The sequence below is a fragment of the Vibrio sp. B183 genome, from assembly GCF_000740665.1.
Taxonomy (GTDB): domain Bacteria; phylum Pseudomonadota; class Gammaproteobacteria; order Enterobacterales; family Vibrionaceae; genus Vibrio; species Vibrio coralliilyticus.
This window is the reverse complement of sequence record NZ_JPQB01000015.1, coordinates 57,543-71,018: the sequence shown is the minus strand read 5'-3', so window position 1 is coordinate 71,018 and position 13,476 is coordinate 57,543. Positions and strand designations below refer to the sequence as shown.

At 43.0% G+C, this 13,476-nt stretch carries 14 protein-coding genes and 1 other RNA gene; 9 read left to right on the top strand and 6 right to left on the bottom strand.

The features are described 5' to 3' along the window. Positions 1 to 214: 214 nt before the first annotated feature. The 5 genes from IX95_RS16730 (at position 215) to IX95_RS16710 (ending at position 4,461) form a co-directional block, all read left to right on the top strand. Positions 215 to 1,741 (top strand): PAAR-like domain-containing protein, encoded by a 1,527-nt coding sequence (locus IX95_RS16730; protein ID WP_038162127.1) that lies wholly within the window; start codon positions 215 to 217, stop codon positions 1,739 to 1,741. Then, the gene (locus IX95_RS16725) at positions 1,738 to 2,625 is read left to right on the top strand and encodes an AHH domain-containing protein (protein ID WP_038162124.1); all 888 of its coding nucleotides are present in this window, start codon (positions 1,738 to 1,740) and stop codon (positions 2,623 to 2,625) included. Before IX95_RS16730 ends, IX95_RS16725 begins: the two co-directional genes overlap by 4 nt. Then, on the top strand, positions 2,622 to 3,230 hold the full coding sequence (locus tag IX95_RS16720; protein ID WP_038162121.1) for an imm11 family protein: 609 nt from the start codon (positions 2,622 to 2,624) through the stop codon (positions 3,228 to 3,230). The genes IX95_RS16725 and IX95_RS16720 overlap by 4 nt, the downstream gene beginning before the upstream one ends. Before the next feature lies 1 nt (position 3,231). Continuing rightward, positions 3,232 to 3,723 carry a hypothetical protein gene (locus IX95_RS16715; RefSeq protein WP_038162118.1) on the top strand — a complete coding sequence of 164 codons (492 nt, stop codon included), beginning with the start codon at positions 3,232 to 3,234 and terminating at the stop codon, positions 3,721 to 3,723. Between the two features lie 165 nt (positions 3,724 to 3,888). Beyond that, positions 3,889 to 4,461, top strand: a complete 573-nt coding sequence (locus tag IX95_RS16710) for a hypothetical protein (protein ID WP_038162116.1) — start codon at positions 3,889 to 3,891, stop codon at positions 4,459 to 4,461. Positions 4,462 to 4,655: 194 nt separating this feature from the next. Here IX95_RS16710 and ffs read toward each other — a convergent pair. From ffs to IX95_RS16700, 3 genes are all read right to left on the bottom strand, one after another. Next, positions 4,656 to 4,752, bottom strand: an RNA gene (gene ffs / locus IX95_RS25940) — signal recognition particle sRNA small type. A 120-nt stretch (positions 4,753 to 4,872) separates the two neighbouring features. After that, the gene (locus IX95_RS16705) at positions 4,873 to 6,900 is read right to left on the bottom strand and encodes a GGDEF domain-containing protein (RefSeq protein WP_081885442.1); all 2,028 of its coding nucleotides are present in this window, start codon (positions 6,898 to 6,900) and stop codon (positions 4,873 to 4,875) included. A 142-nt stretch (positions 6,901 to 7,042) separates the two neighbouring features. Next, entirely contained in the window at positions 7,043 to 7,783 is a 741-nt protein-coding gene (locus IX95_RS16700; protein ID WP_019277958.1) for a hypothetical protein, read from the bottom strand. 50 nt (positions 7,784 to 7,833) lie between these two features. Between IX95_RS16700 and IX95_RS16695 the strand changes: the two genes are divergently transcribed. Then, complete coding sequence (locus IX95_RS16695; protein WP_019277957.1) at positions 7,834 to 8,136, top strand: MGMT family protein; 303 nt, start codon at positions 7,834 to 7,836, stop codon at positions 8,134 to 8,136. 21 nt (positions 8,137 to 8,157) lie between these two features. Here the strand turns inward: IX95_RS16695 and IX95_RS16690 are convergent, their stop codons facing one another. Next, entirely contained in the window at positions 8,158 to 8,586 is a 429-nt protein-coding gene (locus IX95_RS16690; RefSeq protein ID WP_038162112.1) for a YbaY family lipoprotein, read from the bottom strand. A 194-nt stretch (positions 8,587 to 8,780) separates the two neighbouring features. Here IX95_RS16690 and tesB point away from each other — a divergent pair, with 194 nt between their 5' ends. Further along, entirely contained in the window at positions 8,781 to 9,641 is an 861-nt protein-coding gene (tesB, locus tag IX95_RS16685) for an acyl-CoA thioesterase II (protein WP_006959223.1), read from the top strand. Between the two features lie 117 nt (positions 9,642 to 9,758). Continuing rightward, on the top strand, positions 9,759 to 10,610 hold the full coding sequence (gene bla, locus IX95_RS16680) for a class A beta-lactamase (protein WP_038162110.1): 852 nt from the start codon (positions 9,759 to 9,761) through the stop codon (positions 10,608 to 10,610). A 57-nt stretch (positions 10,611 to 10,667) separates the two neighbouring features. On the opposite strand, the gene IX95_RS16675 is transcribed toward bla, so the two are convergent. After that, the gene (locus tag IX95_RS16675) at positions 10,668 to 11,693 is read right to left on the bottom strand and encodes a YHYH protein (RefSeq protein WP_200876941.1); all 1,026 of its coding nucleotides are present in this window, start codon (positions 11,691 to 11,693) and stop codon (positions 10,668 to 10,670) included. A gap of 96 nt (positions 11,694 to 11,789) precedes the next feature. Beyond that, positions 11,790 to 12,257: an Lrp/AsnC family transcriptional regulator gene (locus tag IX95_RS16670; RefSeq protein ID WP_019277953.1), complete on the bottom strand. Its 468-nt coding sequence runs from the start codon at positions 12,255 to 12,257 to the stop codon at positions 11,790 to 11,792. 119 nt (positions 12,258 to 12,376) lie between these two features. Here IX95_RS16670 and IX95_RS16665 point away from each other — a divergent pair, with 119 nt between their 5' ends. Continuing rightward, the gene (locus tag IX95_RS16665; RefSeq protein WP_006959227.1) at positions 12,377 to 13,441 is read left to right on the top strand and encodes a PLP-dependent cysteine synthase family protein; all 1,065 of its coding nucleotides are present in this window, start codon (positions 12,377 to 12,379) and stop codon (positions 13,439 to 13,441) included. The last annotated feature ends 35 nt before the right edge of the window (positions 13,442 to 13,476 follow it).

The window sequence follows — 13,476 nt, the reverse complement described above, 5'->3', positions numbered from 1 at the left end:
TTGAGTCTTAAGTAGAAATGACACAGCCCAGCGACTTCACTAAGAGATGAGCAACAACAAAATTTCATCCATTTTGTGAGACATGTAGCCAAGATCTATTACTTTGGTGAATTTGAAGTGCAATCCATTCATTATACCTATGTTTTTAGTTAGATTGATGTGCACTTTCTTTTATATCATTGCTTATCTTTGTTTGAATAACTCAAGGTGCATCATGGGTGTAACAGTTTGTGCTAATGGACTTAGCGTAGTCCATAAGGGATCCGGCGGTGAAGCCAATGCCACATTGCCCGACGTTTGTCTGACCACAGTCGGTAATGCCGTTGTACCTATCCCATATGGTAATAATGCAAAATCCGCTGATCTAGCAGATGGAACGACCACCGTATCTATGGATGGCGGCAATAGTATTGCGATTAAAGGCAGTAAATTCGCGGCAAGTACCGGCGATGCGGGTGGCGATAAGAAAGGTGTAGCGTCAGGCACTATAGAAGCTGAAGCCGAGTTCATCTCAGCCTCCCCAACTGTTTCAATGGAAGGAAAAGGTGTGTGTCGCTTGTCAGACCAAATGACAATGAACAAAGCCAACACCATGTGTCTTGGTGGTGCCCAAAATCCTTCTGTCACCGTAACCGAAGATGCTGAAGGGACTTATACTGTTGATCTCTTCCTTTCTTATTCAGATGGTGACCCTGTTCAAGGTGCGACCTACAAGCTAACCGATCAAAAAGGCGGTGTTTTTGAAGGCAAACTGGATGATAAAGGTAAGGCATCAGTAGGAGGTGTCGCACCTGGGGAGTTTGTTATCGAATATGGTGAAGACTCTCGCGATTTCGCACCTAATGTTCCGACAAAAACCAACCCCAACTTTAATCCAAATGCTAATGCACAACTGCTTATAGAGAAAACAAAAAAAGGTGAAGTGGGCTTTTGGGAAAATGCTTGGAAGCGTATGTCCGGTGCAGCTAGCTGGATATGGGGAGTTATCCTTGGGGACTTCAATGATGACGCCTCAGTAGAGCAAATCATCGCTAACACAGCACTAACTATGATTCCAGTCGTTGACCAAGCAGCAGATGTACGAGATCTGTCCGCTAACGTCATGACACTGCTTGATGAAGCTGAACGTGATAAGCCAGAAAACTGGCTAGCACTCTCCCTTACCCTCATCGGTTGTATCCCAACCTTCGGCAGCGCGGTTAAAGGTACCTGTAAAGTCGCGCTAAAAGGTGGCAAAGGGACATCTAAAGACACTTTACTTGCGGTACTTCGAGGCCTTGGAAAAGGAGACCCCGAAAAGTTCCTCAGAACTCTGGATTGGATGGACTACGCCAAACAAGCAAGCAACATTATCTCCGATGTACTGAAACCATGTATCGAAGTAGCGACAGAGCTAGCCTCTTACGCGAATAGAATGGGAGCGGACGAGCTTGGTGCGTATTTCTTAAAGCTAGCCGACGAAGTCAAAGTGATTGATAAAATGGTGCCAGATAAGCTGAAAGAAGCAATGGGCGAATTTGATCAACTTTTTGCACGAATCTTAGGTAAAAGTGAAAGAGCTTATCCAGCAAAGGTGAAGCATGATACTGGTAAGTCTTCTCAGTCGGGAAAAAGCCGCGATAAAGCGAACGAAGAAAAAGACAAAGATAGCCCTAGATGTAAAATCTGCAAAAGGCCTGCAGGAAAAGGGGAAAGGCAATGTTCTGATGCTCTTAGAAGCAAAGGGAAAGCTAAATCATGACGAGTACAAACGAAAACAACAAATGTTCAGTTAAAGAGTTCGAAGGTGACGTAGTCCGTCAGTCAGACTCATATAAACTAGCGAGCGCTGAACTTCGTTCTTCACACCCTCTAAACTTAAAATCCGGTACACTTGATGCTCATCATATTATTAGCGATATGGTTGTAGGCAGTCTAGCAAGTTTTCGAACTTTACAAATGCAAAGGAAAGGTTGGTCCATGAATCATGGGAGTAACCTAGTTTTGCTTTCCTCAGATGAAGAAATATGTTGCTATTATGAGACCCCACAGCATTCTTCAGGCCATACTGACCCCAATATAGAGGGTTCTTTTTACAGTTCAAAAGCTAAAATGTCTGCCGAATCAGCTAAAGTAAAAGACAAGAGCCTAAAGAAATCGATTGACTCAACTACTGGGTATCATAAAGTGGTTGCAATTAAGCTTGCTTTAACATTAAAAAACTTAGATTGTGACACAGACTTTAAAATCTATGTTAAGGAAATAGATAAAGTATCTAATAAGATCTTAAAATATATATCTAAGTTTAAACTTTTGCTAAAGTCAGATGGAGTTAGATTCAAAGAAAACAATACAGGTTGTGGCATGTGTGTATCAAGAGATAGCCACTATAGCTCAAAAGAGTTTGTTTTTTATAATAGGAAGTTAGATAAAGAAGAGACTCAGGAATATAAAGAAAAAAATAATGGTTCTATAGTAGAAAATAATACATACGAAAAGAATGACAAAGAGTATTTTGCCTCTTCAAATAAAAACTCTGTCTATGAAAATATTTATAAAGAAGTAAAAAATAAATCTGAAGTTAAAATTATTATTTTTGACTCAAAAAAAGGTCGTCTCAGAAACGTAAAGGAGCTAGGTAAATGATAGAAACCGAAATGCTAGCGACATTTAGTGAGAACTTATTGTCAAACGACATTATAGCTAAGCCAGATGATGCAAGAGAATATCTTTATTCAAATAATTCATATATTCCTGTGTCAGCCCTGAGCCCAATCATTTGGCTAGCAGGTGACCATGATCTAGATGAAATACCCGATATTATTGACAAAGGTGACAGGATGGTATCCGAGTTGATAATGAAAGCTATCATGTCTTGGGATCCCTATGGGATAATCTTTATGCCAGCAGCGCTAAAATCTGAAGATAAAAAATATTCAAATAGATATATTATGGCCACAAATAATATAATCGATGTAATGAATGTGGATGAAAGCCATACTTATATGGAAGATAACTCTGATTATGGACTTCCTCCGGAGTTAATTGTTGACGAGCTTTTTATTTGTGAGAATAAGTATAATTTAATCCCTGAACACAAGAAGCACATATTTAGAGTAAAAGGTTCTGATGATACTATTTTCTTCTCTGCGGAATTAGTTAATCATGTATGGGATATTGCAGAGAAAAATGGAGCTATAGGCCTTGTGCAAGAACCGTTTAACTTTGATGAAGAAGCACCGGTGTTTTAAAATGCATAACGAATATCAAATACTATCTACTCAAAACTTCAAGAACTTTCCGTTCAAAGCAACTCCAGCACCTATAGTTCCAGTGGAACCTGATTTGCTGTTGGAGATGACCTTTTCACCAAAGCTGTTTATTATCAGCGATATTGCCTCAAAAGTAGAGCAGCTAGTGCAGCATGGCGTTGAATGGTTAGATGCTCGTGTTGACTGTTCTCCAAGCCAGCCTTCAGATGATCAAATAAAGGTTTATGAAGACTATCGAATGCCGTATATCCATCAAACTTATAGACTGACGGACAAAGAAAAACAATATGGTAAGCTGAACTGGCTAGACGTTAATTCGACAGATTTTGACTTCTCTAGACTTGAACATATCCCTCTAGAGGAACGTTTGATATTTAAACTCGAAGAAGATTTTGGGTTAATTTTCGTCCACCAAAGTGTGATCGATTTGCTTAAGAAACATGTCAAAGACGTTTGGGTTAGAGATATTTAGTGACTAAAGGGGAGCACTATGTAGGTGCACCCTTTTCTATCGTATGTTGGAAAGCACCACTACTTTGGTAGAACGATTATATAGATTTCAAACTCATCACCTTAAAATTGATAACAAGATTTAAGAAAGGCCTCCAAATCAGTCTAAAACCGATAAACTTAACCTATGAAATTCTCGATTATTAGCGAAAATTACCAAGTTTCGAGTACAAGTTTTACATGTGTAGACAACAGAGAACCTCTTTACAGTAAAGCAGATTACGAACCAACTAGTTCAGCAGAGCCTATTGTTTGGGAGGCTACTGATGGCTCAATAAAAGGTGTCGGAAGCATATCAGACAACGGCGATCTTTGCGTAAGTAAGGAATTTGCTGAGCTAGTTATGAGCTTTGATCCTTTTGGAATTGAATGCTATCCAGCAGAACTTAGATTGCAGGGTGGAGTGCTTAAGAACAGGTATATATTGGCTTTGAATAATGTCATCGATGTCATTGATGAATCTAAATCAAGGACTAGAAAATCCCCCAAAAGAAATAAATTACTAATTATGGCTCTCTATTTGTCTGAGGAAAAACTATTTAATACTCCATTCAATAAAAGAGTATTGTTCAGAGTAAAAGGTGCAGAAACAGCGACGATATTCTGTGAAGAGATTTATGATCTTGCGAGAAAAAGCTCACTATTTGAAGACTTAAGAATGTTCAAGTTAGACTGTGACCAAGAAGTACCAAAGTACTAGAGAATTGGTATAAAAGAACAATACGATAGGTTGAACTGGTTAGACGTTAAATCAACAAATTTTGACTTATCTAAACTTGAAAATGTACCTCTAGAAAAACATTTGATATTTAAACTCATAATCTCATTCATTTCAGGACGAGCCATAGAATGCAAAAAGCCCGCAAATCACTTTGCGGGCTTTTTAATGGGTGGAAGCCCCAGCCACATCCCGGCACACAAGTCACTCGCTGCGGCTGCTTCCTTCCGGACCTGACCGAGTTCACGAGCTATTGTTGCGGGAGGACCAGGGCCTCCATAGATTCTGTTTCCTTAGCATGGCTAAGGAGTGAGGGGATTATCAGCCATCACCGCAGGTAATTCAAGGGAAATTCTTAATATTGCCTTCGATTTTGTGCCAAGTGATTAGTCGTTAACCACCCTTACTAAAATGGACAACATTTTGCTCATTGGACTGACGGCTTATTATACAGCGATGCTTCTCTCGTTTATGATCGTACATAGCTTGGTCTGCCTCGTTCAGCACTTCTTGCAGCGTCATAAAGCGGTCTCTTGGGCATGATATGCCAATCGCAACAGACACATCCAAGGAGACTTGATGGTCTTCGGAAACAAAGTGCAATGAAGATAACTTATCAATCAGAGCATTTAGAGTTACTTCCTCAGGCTGACCAATCAATATAAATTCGTCCCCCCCAATCCTATAACTATTTCCTTTCCAATAAAGTTCGATTTGGCGCGCTACGGCTTTTAAGACTTGGTCGCCAATTTCATGTCCATAGGTATCATTAATAAACTTGAATCGGTTGATATCCAGATAGAGCAAGGTGTAATGAGCATTGATACCAGAACGAAAACGTCGGTGCATTGAGCGTCGGTTTTTCAATCGGGTCAGATTATCTGTGGTTGACTGGCTGTGAAGGTATATAGCCACGATCGCTAAGAAACCTAACACCAACATAAACAAAGCCCTACTCTGGCGTGAAAAGCTCTGTTCCGCCTGAAGAGTGGCTTTCCAGTCTGGCCGATAGTCATAGCGTTTGACGATTCGTTCGGTGTCGATCATCTTCAACGCACGACTGAACAAAGGCGCTAAGGACGCCCCCACCTGATTTTTGGCAAACCCTATTGCAATGTCTGAGGTGTAATATCCACCTATCAATAGGTCTTCCGTCAAAGGAAGTAGATCTTTTGACTCTCGCAATAGCGTATTAAAGTTCGCTCGGCTTATCGCAATGTAGTCGACTTCATGATTCATAAGCGCCTTCAATTGCGACTCACTGCTGTCATACGTTAGCAATGTCTTCTTAGGAAGTAGCCCCCTTAGCAGCTCTTCGTAAAAATCATCTTTAACGACACCAATACGTTCAACAATCAGCTCAGAGACATTGCTGTATACATTATCTTTGTACCCTTCGCGCTTAACTAGTATCGCTTCAGGCTTATAATACGGGTCACTGTAGTAGACTAAGTCTTTGCGGGCTTCAGAAATCGCAATTGGAGAAAGCACATCAATACGTTTGGCAATCAAGTCACCATACATGCTCTCCCAGGATTCATCCGCGGTGCTTTCGAGCTTACAGTTCAACATCAGGATGTCACATGCCTGAAGAACGATATCCGCAGTAATACCTGCTATAGAACCATCATTTAGGTAAGTGGCGTACTGACCGATATTTTCGATTTTAACTCTGAGTGGACGATTAAAGTTGATACCACTATTGAGTACCGCTTGTCGCAGTGCCTGCTGACGAATCTCAAATTGATATTGGTTGATAGATTCGCGTAAAAGCTTTTGCACTTCAGCGCTATGTACATAGTGCTCGATCATTTTCAATAATTGGTGGTGGGCACCTTTAAGTGAAACGATAGAAACAGGCTTGATTGAAAGCTGGTGATTGAGCAGCTGCGCATCATACCCCGCAAGCAACATAGGCTTGAGCTGATTGATAGCATCAACCACACCATCCACCGTTCCTTGTTTGAGTAACTGTAGAGCTTCAGACTGACCAGAATACTCAACCAATGCTATCGCAGGAAAAGCCTTGCGGATCAGCTCGCCATATATAGTGCCTTTCGGTACACCGACGGTATGAAGTTTATCTAATGTCGCATTAGTAGCGCTGTAGACGTAGGTATACTCAATATTGGTTGGGCTAGAGAAATCAAAGTAGAGCGCTCTATCTGGCGTGTAAGTCACGTTCGCCGCAAAGTCACTCTCTCCTGCTTTCACTGAGTCGAGGATCGCATCAAAGCTAGGGTAATAAACGTATTGAACATCAAGCTGAAATTTAGACGCAACGGCATCAAACAGAACACGCGTCACTACGTCGTCTGCTTCCATGGCAACTTTATAACTGGGATTCTGGGCTTTGACGGGCAGAAACCAGATAGCGAAAAGCAATACAGCTATCCAGCCGAAGCGTCGTTTTATTGGCATAGAGAACGTTCAAAAAGACAGTGCGACTAGGAGGTGGTTATAGTGCAACCACACAATAAGTAATGTTTAAAATATGCGCAATTCTGGCATAGATAATGAAATTGTCCAAGCGCATATTTTAAAATGAACTTATCTTCTTTAACTATAAATCGGCTTCCTCATCTGAGCTGCGCAATATGTAGTCGGTCATCCATGCGGTACCCAGCAAGCAAATCCACACGACAAAGACAGGGTTTGGCACCTCAACCGTTGGCGTTACCACTAACGCTGCAAATCCAACCGTAGGGAGTGTCCAACACAGCAGTTTCCCCCAACGGAAGCTTTCTAACTTAGACAAGCTTTCCATGGACGCAAATATTCCCGTGACACATAGCGCAACCAATGCCGCGTAGGATAAGTCAGCCATCCACAAAGGTAGAATCAGCCCCAATGCCCACCAACTATGTTTGTTGTTAGACTGCCAATGGCGTGAAGCCCACCATGTCACAATCACCGACAAAGTCTGCACAACGGTAATCATCGGATCTCCACCGAGTTTGCCTCCCGACTGAGTCACCATAATTCCCACCTGCAATGTCAACACGATAAGTGCAGCGGTCAATAAGACACCTAAACTGCTTCGTCTGGAAAATACCACCATCAGCAGCGGGAATAATATCCACTGGCTAATCGAAAGTGCAATCGGTTGATAAGGCAACGTCAAACCATAGGTCGTTAGCGCGGCCATCAGAATAAGCCCAACAACACCCCCTTGCGGAAATATCCATAACGCAGGAATGATCAAAGCCAAAACAGGAATGTCGCCGTCACTCAGACTGATAGCCCGAGCACAAACAACAGCCAACAAGGTTGTCACTAAGAACTGAAATGTAGAAAATACCATGCCCTCTCCTTATCCCTTCCATGGAAAAATCGAACTAGGACAAAATCATTATGGACCAGTTTTTAGCGCAAATCTTTGCGGTGATTCACCAAATTCCATGTGGAAAAGTAACCACTTACGGAGAAATAGCCAAACTTGCTGGTTATCCGGGCTATGCTCGCCATGTCGGAAAAGCCTTAGGTAACCTGCCAAAAGACTCAAAACTCCCTTGGTTTAGGGTCATTAATAGTCAGGGAAGAATTTCGCTAAAAGGTGAGCATTTAGTCAGACAAAGAGAATTGCTGATAGCGGAAGATATTGAAGTCACCAACGATGGAAAGGTGAGCTTGAGAAAGTTTAGATGGCAGCCTTAGGCTGCCATCTAACATTGCATACTAGTGGCTGACTCCAACCAAAACTAAATCAACGTGACTGGTCTGATTCTGATCGGTGATCACTGGATATACGGTATCACTGATGAAACGCAGTTGACCGTCTACTTCGATTCGCGCACTGACACTATAAGTGTGATGCGGCTTTATTTTTCTCGGATCAAACGCTAAATCAAACTTAAAAGGTACTTGAGTACCTCCCGTTTCAAATCGGTGTTTTGCTATCACTGTAGCGGGCGCATCCGCGAGTGAGATATCTTGCAGCGTCACGGTTACCAGCGCACTGTCAGGCAATGCAATGAATTGTCGATAAGCGACGGTGCCTGATACAGCTGTCATTTCCACTTCCCCTTCAACTTTCTGCGGAGACTGGCAACCAAGCAATGCCATACCCAACATAGCGGAAACAAACAGCATCAACGCTTTCTTCATAAAGCCTCACATAAACAATGGAATACCGGAAGATTATATGCAGTGGAGTTCGCTTTGTCATGTTCCTAACCACGTGATGCTCCCTCACCTAAACACGTTGGTCATTTTTATCACATAACGGCCAAATAGCTGTTTAACTTATCAGTTTGTGCTTAAAATAGACGTATATTGACTAAATTGTTAAAGGTACAGGAATGAGTAAGCCACTCAACGAACTTCTGGAATTATTGAAACTGGAGAAGCTGGAAGAAGGGCTTTTCAGAGGCCAGAGTGAGAATCTCGGCCTACCTCAGGTTTACGGTGGGCAAGTGATTGGTCAGGCGCTCTCTGCTGCTCGATACACAGTGGCTGATGATCGAACGGTTCACTCATTCCATAGCTATTTTCTTTACCCTGGGGATCCAGAAAAGCCGATTGTTTATGATGTAGAAAACCTACGTGATGGCAGAAGTTTTAGCACTCGCCGAGTCAAAGCGATTCAAAATGGCCGACCGATTTTCTATCTCACCGCTTCCTACCATGGCGAAGCACCGGGATTTGAGCATCAAAACACTATGCCAGACATTCCTGGGCCAGAGAATTACGCCTCAGAATCAGAGCTGGCGGAACGAATCGCGGACTTTTTGCCAGAGAAAATTAAAGTGGCATTCTGTGGCGAGAAACCAATTGAAACTCGCCCTGTGACGGTAGTGAACCCACTAAAACCACACAAAGAAGAGCCAAAGCAATATCTGTGGATTAAAGCTAACGGGGAGATGCCGGACAACCAACTGATTCATCAATACCTGCTGGGCTACGCATCGGATTGGGGTTTTCTAGTCACAGCATTGCATCCACATGGTGTATCACTGATGACGCCTAATTTCCAAGTCGCCACTATCGACCATTCCATATGGTTCCACCGACCTTTTAAGATGGACGAGTGGCTGCTTTACGTTATTGAAAGCCCAACCTCAAGTAATACTCGCGGTTTAGTTCGAGGCGAAATATACAATCGTCAGGGCCATCTGGTGGCTTCTGCTGTTCAGGAAGGTGTGATGAGGTTTACCAAGTAACCAATCCCCAAAAAGACACCCAATGTAAAATTTCTGTATGCTCAGAGAATTCAGGTTTACTCTGAGCATCTCATCGGATTAGGATGCTGGCATATGCATTATGTTTAGCTTATCGCGATGAAAAAAAATTTCCTCACTCTCATTCTGTTTCTTTTCTCTACACAAGTGCTTGCTGACTCACTAACAAAGCAGATAGCTCTGATTGAGCAGCAATCTGGCGGTCGTTTGGGCGTTGCTGTACTCGACACACAAAATCACAACCAATGGCAATATCACGGCGATGATCGTTTTCCAATGATGAGCACATTTAAAACACTCATGTGTGCCAATGCACTCTACTTAGCTGAACAAAAAAAGCTTAACTTAAATGCCACAACCAAGGTCAAAGAAAGCGATCTGGTGACTTGGTCCCCGATTACTGAGAAGTTGATTGGTCAAGAGATCACTGTTGAAAAGGCGTGTGAAGCGACTATGCTGATGAGCGACAACACTGCAGCTAATATCGTGTTGCATCAAATTGGCGGGCCAGAGCAGGTTACACAGTTTGTCCGCAGTCTCGACGACAAGGTCACTCGACTGGATCGATTTGAACCAGAGCTCAATCAGGCCACACCTGGAGATAAGCGAGATACCACGTCACCTAGTACTATGGTGGAGTTACTCAACACCCTCTTACTACAAGACGGGTTGAATCAGGAACCTCAACAACAACTACTGACGTGGATGAAAAACAATAAGGTCTCAGATCCTCTGATTCGTTCCGTTTTACCTCAAAGCTGGTCTATCGCCGACCGCTCCGGAGCGGGTAATCAAGGCTCCAGAGGTATCACTGCACTAGTGTGGAACTCACAGCGCAAACCAATCATCCTCAGTATCTACCTTACGCAAACTCAGCTTGATATGGCGCAGCGTAACCGTGTAATCAATCGAGTTGCTAATCTGGTGTTTGAACAGTTTTCTGTGAAGTAAACACACAAAAGAAGCCGCCAATGGCTTCTTTGTCTCACTTTAAGTTGTTAGTCATTACTAATGGGAATGCCCGTGTGAACGCTCAGCACTGTAACCACTAAAACTCGAATCGGTTGTGCCTTTAAAACAGTTGAGTACCCAAGGAAAAGTGTCCGTGACATAGTAGCCATACTGCCCATCTACCGTCATACCGTTACATTCATCAAGGTCCCCCAACCCGACCGTATATTCCCAATCCCCGCGAAACTGTCCATCGTAATTGCTACTGGCTACATTACCTCCCACAACTGGTGCGGTATAGCTTCCTTCATCAACACGAGCTCCCGATTTCAGTTGATAGCTTGAAAGCGCCTTCCTTACTTGACCTGTTGAACTGTCAGTAAAACAACTTCCGTATACTGGGAAACCATCGGCAGCAAAGCCAATAACAGGCGACGCTTCACCACCAGCACAATCCTGAATAAACATTGCCACCGGATTACCATGATAGTGATACTCGCCTGTTGGTTGTACATGGGCATTGTGGATATCAGTACCGAAACCATTCAAGGAAGACATAGGATCGTAACGCCAAGGGTTGTTAATCTGGTCCTGACCATACCCTGTTCTTTCATCTCCAACGCCATAGCAAGCAGCAGCAAGCAAATCCACTTTTACACCATTAAGTAAAATCGCTTCTGATGTGCCAAGACTCAGCTCGGTTACACTGGAAGCGGCGCTCGGAGAAGCTGTGAATTCATAACCAATACTCTGCTCCGACACATTTGTTGCAAATGACGCAGTCGCATCGTTAAAGTCATGATTGGGAATTGCATTCGACTGCACGATACACTTAGTGCCACTGGAGGAAATATCCACTTGTCCTGTAAACAGTAGCGACCGCTGAATATCGTTAACTGAAGAAAAAAAATTCCCTAAATACTGCTGACAATCACCGGAAAGATTGGTGAAAAAGGTATTTGTGATGTCAGAGCCGGAACCGAAAGCCGTGGCAGAGCTTTCCTCCTCGCCACTATTGCAACCAAACAGCAACAACGTTATTGCCGCCGTCGAGGAATATGAGACTAGATTTGAGACTGGCATTTTATTCACTCTATTTATGATTATTTTTAGTGAGATTAGCCAGACCTCCAAATTTATAAATCTGATTTACCAGACTTTACGTGTCTATACACTTCTTTACGTTTCTCCTATCGGCAACGCTGTTGTGTATTTGAGCGGTTCCATCGCAAAGGTTGAGGTAACATTGGATATCCCTGCGACAGAGTTAACCAGCTTTTTATAAAAGTTATCAAAACACTGCATATCTTTGACCTGAACTTTCATCATGTAATCGTATTCTCCGGCCATGCGATAGAACTCCATTACTTCAGGAAAATCCGAGGCTGTAGACACAAACTGACTATACCACTCATGGGAGTGATCGCAGGTTTTCACCAAAACAAAGGCAGTAAAAGATAAGTCGAGCTTTTCTGGGTTGAGCAAAGCGACCCGTTTTTCAATCACCCCTGATTCTTCCAGCTTTTTCAATCGCTTCCAGCATGGTGTTGTCGTCAGGTTTACCGCTTCTGCCAAATCATTGAGCGACAAAGTCCCATCTTGTTGTAACAACGCTAGGATTTTTCGGTCTACTTTATCCAGTTCCATACTCACCGTCTCATGATAGAAAAGTTTTCTCCAAATAAAACAAATTAAAGGCAATTAGGCAAAGTATTTCTCCTATTATATAGATAGATTATTAGCATAACGATGCTAAGGAGATACCCATGTGTACAGATCACAACTGGATTAATAACGCGATTCGAAAAATTGAGGCTGATTTCCAACGCTCCGCAGACACCCACTTGATCAAACTGGATTTACCAAGTGTGGAAGGGATCGATATTTACCTCAAAGATGAAAGTACACACCCAACAGGTTCTCTAAAGCACCGTCTAGCGCGTTCACTTTTCCTATACGCGATTTGTAATGGCTGGGTTGGCCCTGAAACCACCATTATTGAGTCGTCATCAGGCAGCACCGCTGTCTCTGAGGCGTATTTTGCTCGTCTACTTGGATTACCATTTATTGCTGTCATGCCGAAGTGCACAGCGAAGAAGAAAATTGAGCAGATTGAGTTTTATGGTGGTCAGGCACACTTGGTTGATCGCTCAGATCAGATCTACGCAGAATCGCATCGATTAGCGAAAGAACTTAATGGTCATTACATGGACCAGTTCACCTATGCCGAGCGTGCGACAGACTGGCGTGGAAACAACAATATTGCCAATTCCATTTTTAGCCAGATGAAGCTTGAAGATAACCCTATTCCTAAATGGGTGGTCATGAGCCCGGGCACGGGGGGGACTTCCGCGACCATTGGCCGTTTTATTCGCTATCAGCAACACTCGACTAAACTTTGCGTCGTTGACCCAGAAAATTCGGTCTTCCATGATTTCTTCAAAACAGGCAACCCTGAACTCAAAGGAAACTGCGGAAGTAAGATCGAAGGTATTGGTCGACCTCGCGTAGAACCAAGTTTCATTCCGGGTGTGATTGACGAGATGCGCACTATTCCAGATGCCGCTTCAGTCGCCACTGCGCACTGGCTTGAAAAGATCCTTGGCCGTAAAGTGGGCGCATCAACAGGGACTAACCTGTACGGTGCACTACAGATAGCAAGTGAAATGAAAGCACGTGGTGAAACAGGCTCTATCGTGACACTTTTGTGTGATAGTGGTGAACGTTACCTAGACACCTACTACAATAGTGATTGGGTAAAACAAAACATCGGCGATTTGCAACCTTACCTAACGAATTTAGAGACGTTTGAAGCAACTGGCCAAATCTAAATAACAATAACAACGTCAGTTGGAAACTCAAACGC